Annotated in this window: 18 protein-coding genes and 1 pseudogene; 15 read left to right on the top strand and 4 right to left on the bottom strand. The window is 35.5% G+C overall.

Translation table 11 applies throughout. The features are described from left to right. The 3 genes and pseudogenes from Q0R51_RS05175 to Q0R51_RS05185 form a co-directional block, all read left to right on the top strand. Positions 1-404: pseudogene (locus Q0R51_RS05175) on the top strand (ABC transporter ATP-binding protein); the annotation flags it as partial. 66 nt (positions 405-470) lie between these two features. Continuing rightward, a complete protein-coding gene (locus tag Q0R51_RS05180; RefSeq protein WP_294757176.1) occupies positions 471-1,340 on the top strand; it encodes an ABC transporter ATP-binding protein in 870 nt (289 codons plus the stop codon). Beyond that, positions 1,330-2,907: an ABC transporter ATP-binding protein gene (locus Q0R51_RS05185; RefSeq protein WP_294757177.1), complete on the top strand. Its 1,578-nt coding sequence runs from the start codon at positions 1,330-1,332 to the stop codon at positions 2,905-2,907. The genes Q0R51_RS05180 and Q0R51_RS05185 overlap by 11 nt, the downstream gene beginning before the upstream one ends. 47 nt (positions 2,908-2,954) lie before the next feature. Here the strand turns inward: Q0R51_RS05185 and Q0R51_RS05190 are convergent, their stop codons facing one another. After that, positions 2,955-4,031: a GntR family transcriptional regulator gene (locus Q0R51_RS05190; protein WP_294757178.1), complete on the bottom strand. Its 1,077-nt coding sequence runs from the start codon at positions 4,029-4,031 to the stop codon at positions 2,955-2,957. Positions 4,032-4,412: 381 nt separating this feature from the next. On the opposite strand from Q0R51_RS05190, the gene Q0R51_RS05195 reads away from it, so the two are divergent. The 9 genes from Q0R51_RS05195 to Q0R51_RS05235 all read left to right on the top strand — a co-directional run bounded on the left by Q0R51_RS05195 (position 4,413) and on the right by Q0R51_RS05235 (position 13,632). After that, complete coding sequence (locus tag Q0R51_RS05195) at positions 4,413-6,017, top strand: xylulokinase (RefSeq protein WP_294757179.1); 1,605 nt, start codon at positions 4,413-4,415, stop codon at positions 6,015-6,017. After that, positions 6,018-6,746, top strand: coding sequence for an L-ribulose-5-phosphate 4-epimerase (locus Q0R51_RS05200; protein ID WP_046325400.1), 729 nt, complete (start codon positions 6,018-6,020; stop codon positions 6,744-6,746). Positions 6,747-6,780: 34 nt separating this feature from the next. Further along, positions 6,781-8,274, top strand: coding sequence for an alpha-N-arabinofuranosidase (locus Q0R51_RS05205; RefSeq protein ID WP_294757180.1), 1,494 nt, complete (start codon positions 6,781-6,783; stop codon positions 8,272-8,274). A gap of 55 nt (positions 8,275-8,329) precedes the next feature. Then, positions 8,330-9,754 carry an L-arabinose isomerase gene (gene araA, locus Q0R51_RS05210; protein WP_294757181.1) on the top strand — a complete coding sequence of 475 codons (1,425 nt, stop codon included), beginning with the start codon at positions 8,330-8,332 and terminating at the stop codon, positions 9,752-9,754. A gap of 127 nt (positions 9,755-9,881) precedes the next feature. Next, positions 9,882-10,919: an aldose epimerase family protein gene (locus tag Q0R51_RS05215; RefSeq protein ID WP_294757182.1), complete on the top strand. Its 1,038-nt coding sequence runs from the start codon at positions 9,882-9,884 to the stop codon at positions 10,917-10,919. A gap of 167 nt (positions 10,920-11,086) precedes the next feature. Then, positions 11,087-11,941, top strand: a complete 855-nt coding sequence (locus Q0R51_RS05220; RefSeq protein WP_294757183.1) for an ABC transporter ATP-binding protein — start codon at positions 11,087-11,089, stop codon at positions 11,939-11,941. Beyond that, positions 11,942-12,787: an ABC transporter permease gene (locus Q0R51_RS05225; RefSeq protein WP_265667570.1), complete on the top strand. Its 846-nt coding sequence runs from the start codon at positions 11,942-11,944 to the stop codon at positions 12,785-12,787. It begins immediately after the preceding gene. A 1-nt stretch (position 12,788) separates the two neighbouring features. Further along, positions 12,789-13,238, top strand: a complete 450-nt coding sequence (locus Q0R51_RS05230; RefSeq protein ID WP_187156688.1) for a LytTR family DNA-binding domain-containing protein — start codon at positions 12,789-12,791, stop codon at positions 13,236-13,238. Between the two features lies 1 nt (position 13,239). After that, a complete protein-coding gene (locus Q0R51_RS05235) occupies positions 13,240-13,632 on the top strand; it encodes a DUF3021 family protein (RefSeq protein ID WP_187156687.1) in 393 nt (130 codons plus the stop codon). Positions 13,633-13,897: 265 nt separating this feature from the next. Here the strand turns inward: Q0R51_RS05235 and Q0R51_RS05240 are convergent, their stop codons facing one another. Further along, positions 13,898-15,196 carry a PTS sugar transporter subunit IIC gene (locus Q0R51_RS05240; RefSeq protein WP_294757230.1) on the bottom strand — a complete coding sequence of 433 codons (1,299 nt, stop codon included), beginning with the start codon at positions 15,194-15,196 and terminating at the stop codon, positions 13,898-13,900. Between the two features lie 43 nt (positions 15,197-15,239). Continuing rightward, entirely contained in the window at positions 15,240-15,887 is a 648-nt protein-coding gene (locus tag Q0R51_RS05245; RefSeq protein WP_122026377.1) for a hypothetical protein, read from the bottom strand. Positions 15,888-16,439: 552 nt separating this feature from the next. Here Q0R51_RS05245 and Q0R51_RS05250 point away from each other — a divergent pair. Further along, positions 16,440-17,126, top strand: a complete 687-nt coding sequence (locus tag Q0R51_RS05250) for a MurR/RpiR family transcriptional regulator (protein WP_174795033.1) — start codon at positions 16,440-16,442, stop codon at positions 17,124-17,126. Positions 17,127-17,185: 59 nt separating this feature from the next. Here the strand turns inward: Q0R51_RS05250 and Q0R51_RS05255 are convergent, their stop codons facing one another. Continuing rightward, positions 17,186-18,493, bottom strand: a complete 1,308-nt coding sequence (locus Q0R51_RS05255) for an APC family permease (RefSeq protein WP_294757184.1) — start codon at positions 18,491-18,493, stop codon at positions 17,186-17,188. Between the two features lie 200 nt (positions 18,494-18,693). Here Q0R51_RS05255 and rbsK point away from each other — a divergent pair, with 200 nt between their 5' ends. Both rbsK and Q0R51_RS05265 read left to right on the top strand, forming a co-directional pair. Continuing rightward, positions 18,694-19,599, top strand: coding sequence for a ribokinase (gene rbsK / locus Q0R51_RS05260; protein ID WP_294757185.1), 906 nt, complete (start codon positions 18,694-18,696; stop codon positions 19,597-19,599). 146 nt (positions 19,600-19,745) lie between these two features. Next, the gene (locus tag Q0R51_RS05265; RefSeq protein WP_294757186.1) at positions 19,746-20,654 is read left to right on the top strand and encodes an L-lactate dehydrogenase; all 909 of its coding nucleotides are present in this window, start codon (positions 19,746-19,748) and stop codon (positions 20,652-20,654) included. Positions 20,655-20,663 lie beyond the last annotated feature (9 nt).

Consider the following 20,663-nt stretch of genomic DNA (forward strand, 5'->3'; position numbering starts at 1 on the left):
GGCAAATGGTAGACCATTTTTATACTGAAAACGATGCGACAGTGGCGCAAATGCAAAATTATCTGCAAAGCAATCTCGATACTTTGACCAGCGATTTTGCTCTGCCCTGGGTTAATGTTCTTAGCAATTTATTCATTATCTTGCTTTCTGCCGGCGTCCTTTTTAGCTTAAACTGGTCTTTTGTTTTACTAACTGCAATTTTTGTTCTAATAGATTTAAACTTGCCCAAAATAATGGCGCGCATGACTTCAGAGGCGAGTAGAAAAGTGATGCAAAATACCAGCGCATTTTTAAATGGTATCGGTGAATGGATCTATGGCTTAAATGAACTGCGGAGATACCATGCATGGACGATCCTAAATAAAGAAATGAGCAGCTACGCTGAGAAGTTGGAAAAGTTCTAAGTCAATCAAATCAATAAAAACTGTGCTTCTAATACAATTAATGGAATTGGTAATACTTTAGGACAAATGTCAATTGCCTTTTTAGCCGGTATCCTATTTTTAACTGGTCAAATAAAAATTGGAGCGGCATTAGCTTCGACTTCCTTTGCTTTTGGTATCTTTTCAGCTGTATCCTCTATTACAAGTGCTGCCGTCAAGATTAAATCTACTAAAAATATCAATCAAACTACTGCTAGTCTGATTTCTAACACTAAAACCAAACCGAATAGGTCATCTGCTCAAATTGCCCAAATTGAAATTAAAAATTTGGCGCTTAAATATCCTAATGGTCCAATAATTAAATATCCCGATTTTGTGGTCAATAAGGGTGAAAAAGTTTTGCTTGCAGGCGATAGCGGAACTGGCAAGTCAACACTCTTTCAAGCTCTTTTGGGTAAGATCAAGCCTTGTCAAGGTCAAATTATTTTTAGAAATAATACGGGGCAGATTTTTCAACCAAATTTAAACCGGATCAGTTACATTGCTCAAGATCCGCAATTATTTCCAGGAACAATTGCGGAAAATATCGTGATGTTTCATCGACAATTGTTGGATCAAGTGCCTAATTTAATTAATAAAGTGCAATTGCAGAGCGATATTGCAAGGTTTCCCCAAGGAACTGATACCCAAGTTGATTTGGATAAAAATAATTTATCTGGTGGTCAAAGGCAAAAGATTATCCTTGCCAGATCAGAAGTTTTCGCTGATGAAATTATTTTGCTGGACGAAGCGACAAGCGCCATTGATAGTAAAGCAACTAAGCAAATTATTGCTGAACTTGTTCACACTAATAAGACTGTGATCATGATTGCTCATAATCTTAATTCTGAAGTTAAAAATATGTTTGATAAAACGATTCGGTTAGCAAGCCAGAAGGAGAGAAACGATGACTTTTAAAAACTTTTTTCATTCCAATCGAATTCGTTTCATATTCATTGTACTTTTTAGTTTCTTACAACCTTTGGTTTTAATCGGCGCATCATACTTGAATATGTGGGAATTTACCGCCTTGCGCCAGCATGACGGTCAAGCCTGGCTGTTAATCATTACTTTTACTACGTTAGCTTATCTCTCATCGTATGCTTTTGACTGGGGTTCTGAATATTTACTGACACGACAAGTTCAAGAATTTAATCACAACTTAAGAAGCAAAATAGTGAGTCACATCTATTATGATCGTAAGAATCATCAAACTTCGCAAGTTAAAAACCGCCTGACTAATGATCTTAATACGGTTAACAATCAGTCCTTTAACTTAATTCCGGTCATTTGCAATTTTCTGGGCTATGTTATTTTCTCTGTAATTGCCCTGCTGACAATGCACTGGAGTCTATTGCTACTTATCTTAATTTCGGTAGCCGTTTCCCTGATTTTGCCTAAAATAATTGAAAAGCCATTGCAAAAAGCTACGGAAAAAGTATCTCATCAAAATAGACAGTATTTGGATCTGATTGAAAAATGGTTGAGCGGTATTGCTGACTTAGAGCGTTATCTTGCTGGTGATAAATTAACCAGCGTTATGCATAAAGGTGCACGCGACTTAGAAAAAGCCAACCTCAAGCAGACACAGGAACAACAAGTTCTGTCCATTATTACCAACGGTGTTGCGCAAATTATGATCCTAATATTGTTCGTCTGGACGGGTGTTTTAATTAAAAGTGGCCTGGTTACGTTTGGTGCAATTGCAGTTATTGGTAATTTTAGTCATTATATTTCACTAGCAATCGAATACTTGCCATTCTATTTTGGTTTAATTAAGGGCACTGGAACTTTAAGAAATGAAGTAACCGCAGCGACTTTACCAGTAAAAACTGATGAGCAAAAGTTAGAAACACCTGTTGCTTTTAGTACAAAAGATTTGGCAATTAGTTTTCCTAATGGTGAAACTTTGAATTTCCCTGATATCACTGTCAATTGTGGCGAAAAAATTTTACTATCAGGTGATAGCGGTACAGGTAAGTCAACTCTGTTTAAACTAATTTTGGGGATTTTGCCACCGACTTCTGGAAAAATAGCATTTAAGGATCAAGAGGGAAAAGTTATCAAACCGGATTTAGCTAAAATCGGCTATATTGCACAAGATCCTGTTTTATTTCCCAGCACCATCAAAAACAATATTACAATGTTCAATCCCAAATTAGACTTGCTGGCCGAACCTGCAGCTCTAGCAGTAGGTTTGGGCGCAGATATTGCCAAATTTTCTCATGGCTTAAATACAGAAATAAACTTGCAAAAACTAAATGTTTCTGGCGGTCAAAGGCAAAAAATAATTCTTGCGCGCACCCAGATACATGACAGTAAAATCTTACTGATTGATGAAGGCACAAGTGCAATTGATCAGGCAGGAACCAGAGCAATCCTGCAAGAACTCCTTAAAATGCCAGGCACTGTCATTTTTATCGCCCATAATTTTGATAAAAACCTGCAACTGCTGTTTGACCGCGAGATTCATCTAAGTAAATAGCAACAGTAAAAAGGAGTTAATCAAATTTTTGATTAACTCCTTTTTTATTATTTCAGTGCAGCAACTGAATCACGCAATTTCATCTCAGGGTGATGTACCACTGAAGCAAATTTCTTACCATTTATTAAAGCTAAAATTCCTTTGCCTGCCTCTTGACCAACGGAAGTTCTCTGATAATTCATAGTCGTCAGGCTAGGGTTTAAGTAAGCAGATGAATCGTAGTTATCGAAACCAACTATAGAAATATCCTGGGGAATTTTGATTTTTAGCTTTTTCAATTTGTCAATGACTAAAACAGCTAATTCATCATGATAACATGCTATTGCTGTAGGCGGTTCGGGACCATTTAAATACATATCAATTTTTTTACTAATAACAGAGAAAGAATCATGTGAGCTGTACATAATTAAATTACTACTTGCTAAATTAACATTATTTTCCTGATAAGCAGCAATAAAGCCCTTCATCCGTTCGACCCCTTGAAGGTCGTCAGTTTGGAAAATACCTAGAATCCGGCGGTGATTTTGTTGTAGTAAGTAAGAAATCAGTTCTTTTTCTGACTGTCTATCCGAGTTCACAATAGCAGGAAAATTAAATTCAGGGTACTCCGCATTAATGAACAACAAGGGTATTTTACTTTTTTCAATCCGGCGGTAAATATCCGCATTTTGACAAGGCTTGGCACTTTCACTGGGTTCAACGATTAAACCGGCCACTTGTGAATCAAGCATTTTAATCAAACTTGACCGTTCAGTTTGAGGATAGTTATGAGTATTAGCTAAAAGCAAAGAATAGCCCTGTGGTTCAATTTCCGAATCAATTTGAGCAATAATCTTGGGAAAAATATAATCTGCAATGTGAGTGCAAATTAATCCGATAGTTTTACTTTGCGGATTGGCTTGCCATTTTTTATTCCAATCCTGGATATACATTCCGCTTCCTTGGACTTTGTAGATTAAATGCTCATTTTGCAATTCAGTTAAGGCTTTCCTAACAGCGTAACGAGTGACCTTAAAGCGGTGCATTAACTCGTCTTCTGTGGGTAATTTTTGGTTAACTTCATAATTACCAAATGTTATTTCATTTTTAAGTGTTTCCACAATGTTTATGTAATCGCTTTTCATTGTGTAACCTCCTAAAATTCATTTGAATAAATTTTAGCTAATATTGTTAAAATCCATGCTCTTTTGATTAAAATCATAACATAGTTCAATTTTAAAAGGTAACTTATATTTATCTTTTGCTGAAATATTAGCATTTTTATAAAAAATAAAGGTATAAGTGTAAACAATAAATTTCTGCTGAAAAAGCTCAATAAAAACAAATAAAATTTCTAAAATAGCTAAAATGCCGTGAAATTAAGAGTTTAGAAAGCTTAAAAATTTTCAAAAACATTCGAATGAATTTTTAAGCCTATTGAATTATTCAAATAAAAAATATATCATGAAAGTGCTTTCCGAAGAAAGCTAAGGATAGAATTCTACCGTGAGGAAAGAGGCGTTTAAATGAACATTACTAAAATTGTTCAACTCATTCAAAGGGGGCAAACAGCATTAGGGATTGAATTCGGTTCTACACAAATTAAGGCAGTTTTAATCAGCCCTGATTTTCAGCCGCTGGCTTCTGGCAGCTTTTCATGGGAAAACAAGTTGCAAGATGGTATCTGGACCTATTCCCAAGCAGATATTTTAACTGGTTTAAGGCAAAGTTATGCCCAGTTAGCCGCTATGGTCAGCAGTAAATTTCATGTCAAAATTGAAAGAATAGGAGCCATAGGTGTTAGTGCAATGATGCACGGCTATTTAGCTTTTGACGCTAATGGCAAACTGCTAGTCCCATTCAGAACATGGCGTAACACTATTACGGAAGATGCAGCAGAAGAACTAACCAAGCTATTTAACTTTAATATTCCTTTGCGCTGGAGCATCGCTCATTTATATCATGCGATACTGCAAAACGAGCATCATGTTAAAGATATTGCTTACATCACAACTTTAGCTGGTTATGTTCACTGGCAATTATCTGGTGAAAAAAATATTGGCGTTGGCGACGCTTCAGGAATGTTTCCAATTGATAGTGATGGTCAGTTTGACCAAACATGTCTTCGCAAATTTTCCAGTTTAGAAAAGGTGAAACAGTATCCGTGGCAAATCGAAGATATTTTACCTCAAGTTTTAAAAGCTGGTGAAGTTGCAGGCTATTTAACTGAAAAAGGTGCTGCTTTACTTGATCCAACTGGTACTTTAAAAGCTGGTAGTGTTATGGCACCACCTGAAGGAGATGCTGGAACCGGCATGATTAGTACCAATAGCGTTAGACGGCGTACAGGAAATATCTCTGTGGGTACATCAGAATTTTCGATGGTTGTTTTAGATAAGCCTTTGCAAAAAGTTCATAGGGACATTGATATTGTTACGACTCCTACAGGACTACCGGTGGCAATGGTTCACATAAATAACTGTTCTTCAGATATTAATGCTTGGTCGCAGGTCTTTCGCGAATTTGCGGGCAGATTAGGTAAAAATATTAGTGCAGACGAACTATTTAGCACTTTGTTTTTAGATACTACAAAGTCAGATCCAGATGCCGGTGGCATAGTTAACTATAGCTACTTTTCAGGTGAACCGGTAACGAAAACCCAAGAAGGAAGACCTTTGCTAATTAGAACACCTAACAGCAAATTTACTTTAGCTAATTTTATGTTGGCACAGCTTTATTCAGCTTTTGCACCACTCAAGATTGGAATGGATATTTTAACTAATGAGGAGAAAGTGACAACGGATGTCATGATTGCTCAAGGTGGACTATTTAAGACGCCTGTTGTGGCTCAACAAGTTTTATCTAATGTTTTGAATATGCCAATTTCCGTTATGACTAATGCTAGTGCTGGTGGTCCTTGGGGTATGGCAATTTTAGCCCAATATGTATCATCCGGTGCTCAAGAAAAGCTGGAGGACTACTTAGATGAGAAGGTTTTTGTTGACTCGGAGATAATGACATTGAGTCCTGAACAAAAAGGAGTTACTGGGGCTGCGCAATACATTGAGCGTTACCGTTCGGCTCTATCCTTAGAAAATTCAGCGTCTATTTTGAAAGATGAGGAACGTTAAATGCTGGAGCAATTAAAAGAAGAAGTTTACAAGGCTAATATGCAGTTGCCTCAATTAGGATTAGTTACTTTTACTTGGGGTAACGTTTCCGGAATTGATCGTGATCAAGGATTATTTGTCATTAAGCCCTCAGGAGTTGAATACGATAAGCTAAAACCTGAGGACATGGTAGTAGTTGATTTGTCAGGCAAAGTAATCGAAGGAAAACTGAATCCATCAAGTGATACTCCTACGCACACATATTTATACAATCATTTTCCAAAGATTGGTGGCATTGTTCATACTCATTCACCTTGGGCAGTAGCTTTTGCGGCTGCTAAGATGGATATTCCGGCACTTAACACCACACACGCCGATACTTTTTACACTGATGTTCCAGCAGCTGATGCGTTGACTAAAGAAGAAATCGCAGAAGATTACGAAGGCAATACTGGCAAAACTATAGTCCATACATTTAATGAGCGCCACCTAGATTATGAAGCTACTCCAGGAGCCCTAGTTAGTCAACATGGTCCGTTTTGCTGGGGACAGACGCCAGCCCAGGCTGTTTATAATGCAAAGGTATTAGAAGTTGTAGCCGAAGAAGACTATCATACGCTGCAATTGACTAGAGCAAACAGCAGGCTGCCACAATATTTGTTAGACAAGCATTATTACCGTAAGCATGGCAAGGATGCATATTATGGTCAAAATAACGCGCAATCACAGACGCATGCAAAAAGAAGATAAGTGCAAATTCATATCACAAAATGGAGAATAAATAATGGTTAAAGCAACTTTTAAAATAAATTCAGACAATATAATTAGTGAAATTGATCCACGTATGTGGGGCTCTTTAACTGAACAGCTAGGCCGTTGTGTATACAATGGTATTTATCAGCCAGGTCATCCTTTAGCTAATAAAGATGGTTTTCGTACTGATGTGATTGAAGCTATCAAGAAATTAAGAGTTCCCTTAGTTAGGTATCCGGGAGGAAACTTTGTTTCAGGCTATAACTGGGAAGATGGTATTGGTCCTAAAGATACAAGACCTGTCAGGCTTGATATAGCATGGAAAAGTATAGAGACTAACCAATTTGGTTTACACGAATTTTTAAATTGGTGCAAATGTATCGGTGCAGAAGCTGATATGGCTATTAATCTTGGTACCCGCGGTATAGATGCCGCTCGAAATTTGATCGAATACTGCAACTTCCCAAGTGGTACTTATTGGAGTGATTTGCGCATTAAAAACGGTCAAAAAGAACCATTCAACATTAAATTATGGAGTCTTGGTAATGAAGTGGATGGAGACTGGCAAATAGGTCATAAAAATGCCCATGAATATGGCAGATTGGCTCATGAAACAGCTAAGGCAATGAAAAGAGTTGATCCATCTATTGAATTAATAGCATGTGGAAGCTCACTTCACACTTTAGATACTTTTGGTTCATGGGAAGAGACTATTTTAGATAACGTTTATGAAGATGTAGACTACTTATCACTTCATCAGTATTATGACGATAATGAGCACGATATTAAAAAATTCCTTTCGTCCTCGGTTGATTTGGATAGTTTTATTAGTGAAGTTGTTTCAATTTGTGATGCTGTTAAAGCGCGTAAGCACATGGATAAAACCATGTATTTGGCTATGGATGAATGGAACGTTTCGTATCATTCAAAAGAAAGTGATGCCAAACAAAAGCCATGGCAAGTAGCACCACATTTGTTAGAAGATCACTATACGTTTGCTGACGCGCTTGTTGTAGGTTCACTGGCTCTAACTTTATTAAAGCACGCAGACAGGATTAAGATTGGCTGCTTGGCACAACTAGTAAATGTTATTGCCCCAATTATGACTAATAATGAAGGAAATCCTTCTGTTTGGTATCAATCAATCTTTTACCCATTTATGCAAATTTCAAACTTTGCACAAGGCGAGTCACTTAAGGTTGATAGTAAAGTAGAAAACTATACTGTAGTAAATAGAGACGTACCGTATCTCAGTTCAGCTGCAGCAGTCAACAAAGCAACAAATGAAATAGTCTTATTTATTGAAAATAAGGCTGATGAACCAGCACAGTTTGAATATCAACTCTGCAATTTTCCAAATGTCAGCTTAAAAAAAGCAACTCAATTTGCAGGGTATGATCTTGACGCAACAAATGAAAATCAATTAATGCATATTTCAGATTTAAAAGATGTTGCTATCGACAATAATACTGTGAAAGGAAAACTCGAAGCATATTCATGGAATATGATTCGTTTAAGTCTTTAATTAATTATTGTTAAAGCTTAGTTTAGACATTTTTAAAATAAAAGGAGGAAAAATAATGTTACAAGTACCAAAATATGAATTTTGGTTTGCAGTTGGTAGTCAACACCTTTATGGTGAAGAAACCTTGCGCAGTGTAGCTGAAGATGCGCAAAAAATTGCTGACGGTTTAAATGAAAAAGGCAATTTGCCTTACAAGGTTGTGTTTAAAAAGGTTTTAACTACAGCTGATGAAATTACCCATTTTATGAAAGAAGTCAATTACAGGGATGAAGTTGCCGGTGTAATCACATGGATGCATACATTTTCACCCGCTAAAAACTGGATTCGCGGTACAAAACTATTACAAAAACCGTTGTTACACTTTGCAACCCAATTTTTAAATTATATTCCTTATGACACAATTGACTTTGACTATATGAACTTGAATCAAAGTGCTCATGGTGATCGTGAATATGGCTATATTAATGCTCGCTTGCAAAAGCATAATAAGATTATCTATGGCTATTGGCAGGATCCAAAGATCATGAAGCAAATTGCTGACTGGGAAAACGTTGCAGTTGCTTATGATGAATCGTTCAATTTAAAAGTTTGCCGCTTTGGTGACACGATGCGGAATGTAGCCGTTACTGAAGGCGATAAAGTTCAAGCTCAAATTCAATTAGGCTGGACTGTTGACTATTACGGTGTTGGCGACTTAGTTGCTGAAATGGCAAAAGTCAAAGAATCTGAAATCGATGACGAATTTGCTGATTTGAAAGCAAAATATATTTTAGTCCAAGGCGCTATGGATCCAGATGCTTACAATAAAACGGTGCGCTACCAGTTAAAACAGTATATTGCAATGAAACATTTCTTGGAGCGCGGTGGCTATACCGCTGTTACCAGCAACTTCGAAGATTTACATGGACTAGAGCAATTACAAGGTTTATCAGCTCAACTGTTAATGCGTGACGGCTATGGCTTTGCAGGTGAAGGTGATTGGAAGACTGCAGCCTTACTGAGAACTTTCAAGATCATGACTCATAATCAAAAGACTGCCTTCATGGAAGATTACACTCTTGATTTGCGTCCGGGTCATGAAGCAATTTTGGGCTCCCACATGCTTGAAGTTGATCCATCAATTGCTTCAGAAAAACCACGTGTTGAAGTTCATCCATTGGATATTGGCGGTAAAGCTGATCCGGCCAGATTAGTCTTTTCAGGTTCTGAAGGAGACGCTATTGATGTTACCTTAGCCGACTTTAGAAATAACTTTAAGCTTGTTACTTATGCAGTTGATGCTCATAAGGCTGAAAAAGAAACACCACACTTGCCTGTAGCTAAACAATTATGGACCCCAAAGGTAGGCTTAGAAAAAGGTGCTACAGAGTGGATCAAAGCTGGTGGAGGTCACCATACTGTCTTCTCATTTGCAGCAACAGAAGATCAAGTTACTGACCTTGCAACAATGTACGGCATTGATCTGTGCAGTATCAAATAAAATCAAATCGCTAACTAATAAATCCCAAACACATACGCTTAAGATTTCTTAGAAAAAATACACTATTTCAATAGTATAATTGAAGTAGTGTATTTTACTAATGCGATTAAGTTAACTGGAGAAAAAGATGGAAGACATTGAGAAAACATTTGAAAATTATCAAGGTAGCGATATCAAAAAGGTGACGTTAAAAAATGATCATGGTGTAACAATTTCATGTTTATCGCTGGGAGCTACCTGGTACGAATTTTTGGTACCAGATAAAAATAAACAACAAAAGAATTTATTGATGAACTTTGATCATTGTGTAGATTATTATTCTAACGGTTTATGTTGCTGCCAATCAATTGGACGTGTAGCTGGCAGAATTAAAAACGGCCAGTTCACTTTAGATGGCGCTAATGTGCAAGTTCCCACCAACGAAAATGGCAACACATTGCATGGTGGTAATAACGGCTTTCGCTTTTTAAACTGGCAAGTGCAAACCGCTAAAACTGCTAACAGTGCAAGTGCAATATTTACACACCAGATTAATGAAGACCATGACGGGTTTCCCGGTGATATGCTGGTAAGCATTACCTATACTTTAGATGATGAAGATAAAGTAACAATCTCTTATAAAGCTGAAAATGGCGCGCAAACTACACTGTTTAACCCCACTTGTCATGCTTACTTTAATTTAAGTGACCAGCCTAATTTAAGTACGCACGAAATTAAGATAAATAGTGAGAAACATTTACAACTTGACCCTGAGTTAATTCCGACTGGAAAAATGCTGGCAAATGCCAATACTCCGTATGATTTTCATGATTTTAGCAATTTATTTGCTGCACTAGAAGCCAATAAAGGTTTCGATGACGCGTTTGTTATTAATGGCACGGAAAATCAAATGAAGCCTGTCGCTACTTTGAGAGAAAAAGAAAGTGGCCGTCAAATTACTATTTCAAGTGAAAGCAATTGTTTAGTGATGTATACCATGACGCAGGAGCAACCCGGAGTAAAATTTAAGCGGGACAACGGTTCAATTGCGCAGCCAAGTGAAGCTGTCGCTTTAGAAGCACAAGTTTTGCCAGATGCAATTAATCACCGAGATTTTGGCGATATTGTTTTACCTGCTAATACTACCAAGGAACATCAAATCGTCTTTGCTTTTGAGCAGCATTAAGTTTCTATCAAATCATATGTGGAAGGCTACTAAATGTAGCCTTTTTTATATTTCATGATTTAATTTCGTCTTTTTGTGTTAAATATTTGCTTGCTTATCTATAAGTTTGCTACAAATTTTTATTTTATTAGTATGATGGCTCTAATTAGAAAAAGGAGATGCCAATTATGCTGATTGAAACAAAAGAATTGACGAAGAAATTTGGTAATAAGTTTGCTGTCAGCAAAGCTAATATTCAAATTAAAGCGGGACAGCTAGTTGCTTATTTAGGAACAAATGGTGCGGGTAAATCTACCACGATTAATATGCTAACCGGATTATTAAAGCCGACTTCAGGTGTTATTTCATATGCGGCAGATTTGAAAATAGGCTTAGTTTTTCAAAATAGCATTTTAGATAACGAGTTAACAGTTAAAGACAATCTTTATTTAAGAGCAAGGATGTACCGCAACTTTTCTCAGGAGTGGCTTGAACAATTAATTGACTTAATTGGCATCAAAAACTTTTTAAAGCAAAAATTTGGCACTTTATCAGGCGGCCAAAAGAGGAGGGTAGATATAGCCAGAGCTCTTATTTGCAAACCAAATTTACTGTTTCTGGATGAGCCAACTACAGGTCTTGATATTCAAACGAGAAATGCTATTTGGGAATTATTGACCAAACTGCAAGAGCAACAAGATCTAACTATTTTTTTAACAACACATTATTTAGAAGAAGCTGAAAATGCTGATCAAATGTATATTCTGGAAAATGGTCAAATACTAGCTAGTGGCTCTGCTGCAGAAATTAAGAACCAATATGCTCCTAATAAATTAATACTCACTGTTGATGATATTCAGGCTTTAAACACTAACCAAAAAGTTATTCGGCTTAATCGTAAGCAAGTTGAAATTGATGCTTTATCGGCGCAAGAAACTGTTGAATTATTAAAAACCAATCAAGCAAATATTACTGACTTTACTTATTCTAAAGGAACGATCAATGATGCATTTTTGCAGATAACTGGGAAGGAGATACAATAAATGGTTGCTTTATTTCGCAGAAATTTAAAAATCTATTTTTCTAACATTACTGGTGTAATTATGTCATGCCTCGGTGCATTGATATCTTTCTTTATTTATATTGGCTTTTTGCAAAACAATCTAGAAAAAAATTGGCAAAATTTACCACACGTTACTAAAATATTAGATTTGTGGATGATAGCTGGTATAGTTGCAGTTTCTGGTATCACTACGGCTTTTCAAGCTCTTGGCCAGCAAGTTACTGATCAAGAAACTCATGCTGTTGCCGATTTTCAACTGACGGGTTTATCACAATTCAAACAAAATCTTGCTTATGTTTTGAGCGGGGTAGTAGTTAGCTTTCTTATGCAAATAATTACATTTATTGTGATGGCTGCGTATTTTGCACTGGTAGATAAAGTAAGAATTCCGCAAGAAGCATACCTACCTGGGCTTTTATTTATTTTCGTGGGTGCAATTGCAGCAACTTTACTTGATGAGATAATTGTGCTGTTCATGCATTCCAGTACTACTTTTAGCCGATTTTCCGCTGTATTAGGTGCTGCTGCCGGTTTCGCGGTTGCGACTTATTTACCATATGGTATATTGGTTTCTGGAGCACAAAATTTGGTAAAATTAGTACCAAGTAGTTATGAGGCAGCTGCTCTAAGAGGCTTTTTACTTAAACCGACATTAGCTACTCTCCCCACTAATGTAAAACGGCATTTAATTAATTATTTAGGGATACAGTTCAAAATTAATAGTAACAGGCTAAATAATATGCTTGTTTTGCTATTAATGATTGCAATACTAATTTTAGTGATTATTATGCTTTCGCTTATCACTGATAGAAGGCGCAATAGATAAAGTGAAAATTAAATTTAAGTCGGATCCTACTCTAAACGAAGAAATTGAAGTTGAAATTAAAGCAGCACCAAAAAACGAAACGGTAAACGATCTGATTGATTATTTACACAAATTTGGTGAGAAGAAATATCATCTTTTACCCATTAAAACCGATGACCGGATTGTTACGATTAAACGCACTGAAATTATTAAAGTAGAAATCCAAACAACGGACATTACATTTTACACTACTAAAGAAGTGGTGAAAACGACTGGTCGGTTATATCAAGTACTAGAAAAACTCGGAGATGGCTTTATCCAGGTTTCAAAGCATGGCATTATCAATATTAATTTTTTAGAATCAATTGAAGTTGGCTTTGCGGGAAATATGATCGCTCTTTTAAAAAACAATCTGAAAGCAGACGTTTCCAGGCTATATCTGCCAGCATTAAAAAGAGAGTTGGGGCTTTAAAATGTGGAAATTAAGTAATTTCATTAACTATTTCTTTACAGGTGTTGGCTTTGGTGCCGCTACTTATTTGATAATTCTGACTTTTGCATTTCCTGGTGTACCTGCTACTCGCTTAGGAGTTATTTCAGTTTTTATTATTTCAGGGTTAATAGGAATTTTATCAATGATTTTTGCCGCAGATGTTTCGCCTACTATTGCTTTTAGTGTTCACATAATAGGAACATTTTTGCTTGTTTTATTAATGTACTGGATAAACAAGTGGTCTATTACTTTTTGGTCAATAGGCGTATTTATATTGGCTTATATTATCATTTGGCTAATCGTTATTTTGTCGCAAGTACACATGGTCAATAAAATCAATTCCAGAATTAAAAAAAGAAACGCTAAAAAATAGAATTAATTAAATTTGTTTTACTTTTTAAATATAAAATATGTTTTAAAATCATAAATCATCAGTTATATTTTATCCTTATGCTCTAAAATTATTGCAATTTATAATAACAAGTTTAAATTACTTATGTAGGAATAAACAATAGGAATATTATGGTGATCTCAAGAAAATAGCTAAAAATTTAGATAGTATCTAAAAAAAGCATTGAGCAATAAAGCTCAGTGCTCTTTTAGATTAGTAAAAAAATTTAAAGTCAAATTATAAAAGGTCAATTTGCTAATTCTATTTCGTTCTTTTCAGCCACTCTAAAGAAAGGTAGGTAAATAAAAATACCAATCACAATCAATAGAGTTTCGAAAATAATATTTCGCCAATCCATTGAACTAATATAGGCTTGGAAAAAGTACGGTGTGAATGATGGATCAACTATATAGCCTAAACCAATCCAGTGCAAACTTTCTGCCACATAAGTCAAAACTAAGTTAATTATTGGTGCGATTAAAAACGGAATTCCTAGAATAGGATTAAAGCAAATAGGTGCTCCGAAAATGACTGGTTCGTTTATACTACAAATTCCTGGAATAATTGATAATCTCCCCAAAACTCGGAATTTTTCCACTTTACTTGTCATCATCAAAAGAACTAATGCCAAAGAATTTCCTGACCCGCCTAAAACTGCAATCCGAAACATTTGTAAATTCATAATATTTGTTGGCATATTTCCCTTGGCAACAAGTGCAGCATTTGCGCCAGTAGCAGCTATTCCAGTAGCAAATATAATGGGGAAAATAACGTTACTGCCATTAACTCCGATTAACCAAAGTAGATTTCCAATAGTAACGATTAGAATATAGCCCCACAAGCTGTTAGCAAGAAATGTAGCTGGCGTAAGGCATTTAATTATAAATGTCGTAAAATCAGAGTGTGTAATGCTGACAAGTATTAAATTTGCTCCATAAAAAATGACAATATTTACTAATAGCGGAATTAAGGAGTTGATAAAATTTGCTACCATTGGTGGAATTGTTTCAGGTAGCCTAATTTTCCAATTCTTTTTATCTATTAACTTATTGATATCTACTGATAGAAGTCCAATTATAATCGCTACAAATAATCCATTTGTACCTAAATTGCTTAAGCTAATACTATTATTTTTATCAACGGTAGTGGTAACCATTAAGTAAACCACCATTGAAATCATTCCGTCTGTTTCAGGATGAAAGCGTTTATTTCCTTTACTGAGTTCATATGCGATGCCAAAGGCACTAATCATACCAAATATACCCATAGTCATATTGTATGGCAAAGTAATTTGTGCAGAATGGGCCATAGCCCAGTATTTCCAGCCAGCAATTAGTTTAACAAAAAAATTGGCTGTTGCCGGATTATATTTCTCTATTATTATTGGTGGGTTTGCTAATATTAGGAAAAATGAACCAATAACTAAAAATGGCAATCCAAAAAGCATGCCATTAGAAATGGCTTGAAGATGTTTCTCATTTCCTATTTTTTGTCCAATTGGGGTTAAAAATTTATCAAGTTTATTAATGATAGAGTATTTTCCCATTTTTTGTTTAGTCATAGTTTTCTCCTATTGAATAAAAGCAGCATTAAACTTGATAAGTGTTAAATTTAAAAGCGTTCTTAATAACCTTACTTTCATCCCAATTTTCTTTGATTTTGTGATATTCCTCCCAATAATTGTTGCTGACTTTAAGTTGTGGGGTAACTTTAGAATCAACTTCCAAAAAATGCATACTGCCACGATGCATTTTTTTACCTCTAGTTGTATGTTTATCCAATGCATAATCTGGTATCTCTGGAACATAGCCTAAAGCAAATTTTTTAATAATAATATTTTTAAGAAGATCGGACGAACGGTCTTTAGTTGATTCACAAAGATAGCGTATTGCGTGAACAAACATCATTGCCCTATCAGGTTCATTATAACTAAAGCTTTTTCTCATTTGGTTAAGACTGTTAATCAATATTGCTGCTTGAGGGTTTCCCATACCGATATCTTCAACTGAAATTGCTTGAAGCCGGCGCCAAAGTTTTTCTTCCATATCTGGAGATGAAATATACATTTCGTAAGCAAATTCACAGGCAGCTCTCTCTTTTCCCTTTCGGATTGATTTTTGCAAAGCAGAAATTACTTCATCTGCAGCCAAGCCATTACGAGTTTTTGTTCTAGCCCAAGGATCAGCTAGAAACTCAGAATTGTTAGTTGGATTGAGATTGTTTTTTTCTTCAGCCATAATATTCCTTTCTTATTTTATGAAAAGTTTTATATAAAATTTAAAGTATATAAATTTAGAAAATAAACTAATTTGAAGAATCTAAATAAGCTATTTAATTAGTTGTTAAATAAAACTATTAATTATCTATCCCATTATTTCGACTCACTCTTTTGTGCAAAAGTTATATTTTCTAAACAAATTTATAATAATAAATTAGGTCAAAAAATAAAGATTTTGCACCTTTTTGTGAACATGTTTTTATTTATTAAAAATATGTTTATTTTTAGCCGTTTATTTAATAAAAATAATTCAAAACAAAAAGCTTATGGTATTGAAAATAATTCAAGCATAAGCTATATAGTTAGAAGAATAATTTTTTTATTCAAAAGTGTGCTAAAAAAAGGATATTTAATTAAAAAGTTCCTATTAAGCCAAACAAAAATTGTTGTTGAAAGAATAATTGATCGGATTATATAATACATTATGAGTAATAATTTGTTTCAATTTGAGGATATTGGTCATTTTTCAACTTATTGAAACTGTATTTATATTTGTAAAAGGAGAAAAACAGTGAGCATAGAAACAGTTTGTGAAAAGTATCAATTGAATGCAGATGAAAAAAGAATATTAATATACATGAATAAGAACCGTGCAAGTTTAAAAAATATGAGTATCCGAAAATTAGCTAAGAAGACATATTCTTCACCAAGTTTTATTATAAAAACTTGCAAAAAAATGAATTTATCAGGATATTCTGAACTCGTTTTTCTGATAACAGATACACCTGTTTTTCCTAGTAATTTAGAAATGGATTTTCAAATAAAAAAATACACAAAACCTTTTCTAAAGCTCATGAATAAACACAAAAATTCAATGATCATGATTTTAGGGAGCGGATTTTCACAAAATTTAGCAAACTATATGAATGAGTACTTAAATATGAATGGCTTGAGGTGCACGGCAAACTCCCATTTGGAATTGCTGAGAGAAAACGGAAACGTGCTAATTATTGCTATTAGTAATTCCGGAGAGACAAAAAGACTAGCTGAATTATGTGGACAAGCTCACGATAATGGATGTGATGTATTAGCCTTTGTTGGCGACAAAAGTTCTACTATTGCAAAGCATGCTACTCTTACAATAAGTACAGAAACTTTTAACCCTTCATCATTTGACAGTCATTATCCACAGCTATTTTTTGGTACCACATTAATCTATTTTGAATTATTAATGAGTAATTTTCTATTAAATAAATAAAGACGTATAATTTTATTTCAAGTGCTTAATATTATATTTGAGTGGTTTATAAATAGCTTTTAAGTACGATTTTTCTTTTGCACATAAACATAAACCGGCCAGCCAGTGAGGGTCAGTAAAATGCCAATAATTGCTAAAAGCGGTTGAGTTAAGGTCGTAGTGATAACAACGAATAAAGCACCACAGATTGCTAGAATTGGCGGAATGGGATACCAAGGAGTTTTGTATGGTCGCAAAAGATCGGGTTTCTTTTTGCGTAAGATGAGAACGCCAAAAAATAATAAAATTGAAAAAATCCAGGAAACATAAACCAGCATGTTTGTTAATGAGTCAAATGTACCGGAAAAAATCATAATGGTGGCAATTACGCATTCAAAAATCATACTGTTTGTAGGTACGATAGTTTTAGAATTCAGTTTGCTGAAAAAGCCTGCGGCTGGCAGCTTCTTTTCTCTACCCAAAACATAAGGCATTCTTGACCCTAGAAGAAGGTGTCCATTAATAGCACCAAACACGGATACCAATATTCCTGTAGCGACTAAAGTGCCACCTGCACTGCCAAATAATTTTTTAGCAGTAAGCAGAGCTGTTGTTTGGTTACCTACAACTTTAGACCAGGGAATAACTCTGACATAGCTCCAATTAAGAAGAGTGTAAAAGATTGTTACTCCAAAAAGTCCCCAGATGATCGCTTTGGCCAACGTTTTTGCCGGGTTTTTAATTTCACTGGCTAAATTACCGATACTTAGCCAGCCGTCATAGGCAAAAAGTACGGCCAAAAGAGCTTGCCCAAAAGCCATTGCACCTGAAGCAGAAGAAATGTGTGGTGCTGGAGCACCAGCTAATTGGTTAGGCCCTCTGTAAAACAAAGCAAAAATGATAATTGCCGCAATTGGGAGTAGTTTAATAACTAAGGTTATTTTTTGCACTTGACCGCTCAATTTAGAACCGATCCAATTTATCAATAGGATTGTCAACATGACAATTAGGGCAATTACCGTAGTAGACAAGCCTTTAAAATGTGGTATTTCTTTTAACTGAGTGGCAAACACGATTGAAAGTGCTGCAATATTTGCTGGATAATAGACGATTATCAAAGACCAGCCAAAAAGAAAGGCTATCTTAGGTCCGTAAATTTCTTCCAGATATCTGACAGGTCCACCATCTTTAGGATAAATTGACGCTAATTCAGCTATGCTTAGTCCTGCCATTAGTGTGATAAAACCAGCAAAAGGCCAAACGATGATACTAAGCCATGCATTATGAGTCAATGCGGAGACATTAGCAATTTTAAAAAAAGCACCGCCACCAATCATGGTGCCCATGACAGTTGCTAATGCGGCGAAAAAGTTAAGTTCTCTTTTCATATTTTTACCTTACTTATTTTAAGTTAAACTGTATTATATTCTTTCTCTAAGAAAATAAAAAGAACTGTTAACGCCACTTAAGCAAAAATAAATAAAAATTAAATGAAAAAATTACAAAATTCAGGTTTTGTTGCAAGCAGATTTTGATATGATATGATTTGAGTTGAATCAGGCAAAAATTTTATTTTTGAGGAGCAGAAATGAATAAAGTTACAGTTATTGGCAGTATTAATTTGGATACCAACTTACGTGTCAAGCAAATGCCCAGACCCGGTGAAACAATTCATGCTACAGATCACTATTCAGCTGCGGGAGGTAAAGGTGCTAATCAAGCAGTAGCTGCAGCTAGGGCAGGATCTGAGGTAAGTTTTATTGGCGGAGTTGGCGCTGACGCACCAGGAAAAGAAATGCTGAACTTGCTTAAAAGCGAAAATATTGATACTAGTGGCATAATTACAGCCACTAAAGAATCTACTGGTCAAGCATTTATCACGGTTGATGACAGTGGTCAAAATTCGATTACTATTTATGCTGGAGCTAATTACGCTTTTGGAGTAAATGAGGTTTTACAAAACCAGAGTTTAATAAAAAATGCAGATTTTGTTATTGCACAGTTTGAAACACCGCTTGCAGCTACAATTAAGGGCTTTGAAATTGCTCATGAGGCAGGCGTCAGAACAATTTTAAATCCAGCTCCTGGAATGGCTCAAATTCCAGCAGAATTATTGAAACTGACTGACATCATTACGCCAAACGAAACAGAGGCTGAAACTATTACAGGCGTTAAAGTAACTGCTGAAAAAGCCGCACAAAAGGCTGCTGCTAAATTGCACGAGCAAGGCGTGGAAACAGTTATCATTACTATTGGCGACAAGGGTGCATTTTATTCTTATCAAGGTAAAAATGAACTTATTTCTGCTTTTAAAGTTAAAGCTGTTGATACTACAGCAGCTGGCGACACATTTATTGGGGCAATGACTAGTGTATTGCACCCAGATCTGTCCAACTTGAAAGAGGCCATTATTTTTGCCAATAAAGCCTCGTCACTTACTGTTCAAAAGTATGGTGCCCAACCTTCAATCCCTTATAGAAAAGATATTAAATAAATTTCAAAAGTATTTGCCTTTTAAAGATTAAGATTCAAATTTTTTTCTTTAAATTGTAACTTTGAAAGCCCTATCTTTGTATAATAGAAGAGTAATTGAGTTTTGCTGACAATGTGTCAGATATTTTAAGGGAGAGGTACTTAATTATGACAACAAAAATAGGTATTATTGGTGACGGTCACGTTGGTTGTACTGTTGCTCACGAGTTAATAATTTCAGGATTAGTTGATGACTTGGTAATGATCGATGTTAATGAAGGCAAAGTCAAAGCCGACGCAATTGATTTTGAGGATGCTATGGCTAATTTGCCAAATCATGCCAACATTATTGTTAATGACTATGACGCATTGAAAGATGCCGACATTGTCATTAGCACTTTAGGCAAAATATCTCTAGAAACACAAGGCGATCGTTTTCAAGAATTGGAATACAATAAAAAACAACTGAGTCCGATTACAGAGTCTATTAAAAATAGCGGCTTCAACGGAATTTTGCTTGTTATTTCCAATCCAGTAGATGCAATTACCAGTCTTTATCAGCAACTAACAGGCTTGCCAAAAGAGCATGTGATAGGAACTGGAACTTTGCTAGATACAGCGAGAATGAAGAAAGTGGTCGCTAAAAAGTTTAACGTTGACCCTCGTTCTGTAAGCGGCTTTGCACTAGGTGAACATGGTAATTCGCAATTTACTGCTTGGTCGACTGTAAAAGTATTTGAAAAGCCAATAACTGAACTGGCTAAGAATGAGTCATGGCAACCAAGTGACCTTGAGGATGAAATTAGATTCGGTGGCCAAACTGTTTTTATGGGTAAGCATTACACTAACTATGGAGTTTCCGCTGCTGGCGTTAGAATTGTTCGCGCTGTTTTAACAGATTCTCGGACAGAATTGCCTGTTTCTAGTTACCAAGAGAAATACGGTACATATATGTCTTATCCAGCAATTGTTGGCCGCGAGGGAATTGTCCGTAAGATTGATTTACAATTAACTACGGCAGAAGAAGAATTATTGCAAAAGTCTGCTGCAGCAATTAAGGAAAAATCACAAGCTTAAAATTAAAAA

It is taken from the genome of uncultured Lactobacillus sp. (assembly GCF_946477725.1).
Taxonomy (GTDB): domain Bacteria; phylum Bacillota; class Bacilli; order Lactobacillales; family Lactobacillaceae; genus Lactobacillus.

Excerpts from the sequence above, each read along its gene's own strand:
- Q0R51_RS05180 (WP_294757176.1), top strand. The coding sequence starts at position 471 with ATGTCAATTGCCTTTTTAGCCGGTATCCTATTTTTAACTGGTCAAATA.
- Q0R51_RS05185 (WP_294757177.1), top strand. The coding sequence starts at position 1,330 with ATGACTTTTAAAAACTTTTTTCATTCCAATCGAATTCGTTTCATATTC.
- Q0R51_RS05190 (WP_294757178.1), bottom strand. The coding sequence starts at position 4,031 with ATGAAAAGCGATTACATAAACATTGTGGAAACACTTAAAAATGAAATA.
- Q0R51_RS05195 (WP_294757179.1), top strand. The coding sequence starts at position 4,413 with ATGAACATTACTAAAATTGTTCAACTCATTCAAAGGGGGCAAACAGCA.
- Q0R51_RS05200 (WP_046325400.1), top strand. The coding sequence starts at position 6,018 with ATGCTGGAGCAATTAAAAGAAGAAGTTTACAAGGCTAATATGCAGTTG.
- Q0R51_RS05205 (WP_294757180.1), top strand. The coding sequence starts at position 6,781 with ATGGTTAAAGCAACTTTTAAAATAAATTCAGACAATATAATTAGTGAA.
- araA (WP_294757181.1), top strand. The coding sequence starts at position 8,330 with ATGTTACAAGTACCAAAATATGAATTTTGGTTTGCAGTTGGTAGTCAA.
- Q0R51_RS05215 (WP_294757182.1), top strand. The coding sequence starts at position 9,882 with ATGGAAGACATTGAGAAAACATTTGAAAATTATCAAGGTAGCGATATC.
- Q0R51_RS05220 (WP_294757183.1), top strand. The coding sequence starts at position 11,087 with ATGCTGATTGAAACAAAAGAATTGACGAAGAAATTTGGTAATAAGTTT.
- Q0R51_RS05225 (WP_265667570.1), top strand. The coding sequence starts at position 11,942 with ATGGTTGCTTTATTTCGCAGAAATTTAAAAATCTATTTTTCTAACATT.
- Q0R51_RS05235 (WP_187156687.1), top strand. The coding sequence starts at position 13,240 with ATGTGGAAATTAAGTAATTTCATTAACTATTTCTTTACAGGTGTTGGC.
- Q0R51_RS05240 (WP_294757230.1), bottom strand. The coding sequence starts at position 15,196 with ATGGGAAAATACTCTATCATTAATAAACTTGATAAATTTTTAACCCCA.
- Q0R51_RS05245 (WP_122026377.1), bottom strand. The coding sequence starts at position 15,887 with ATGGCTGAAGAAAAAAACAATCTCAATCCAACTAACAATTCTGAGTTT.
- Q0R51_RS05255 (WP_294757184.1), bottom strand. The coding sequence starts at position 18,493 with ATGAAAAGAGAACTTAACTTTTTCGCCGCATTAGCAACTGTCATGGGC.
- rbsK (WP_294757185.1), top strand. The coding sequence starts at position 18,694 with ATGAATAAAGTTACAGTTATTGGCAGTATTAATTTGGATACCAACTTA.
- Q0R51_RS05265 (WP_294757186.1), top strand. The coding sequence starts at position 19,746 with ATGACAACAAAAATAGGTATTATTGGTGACGGTCACGTTGGTTGTACT.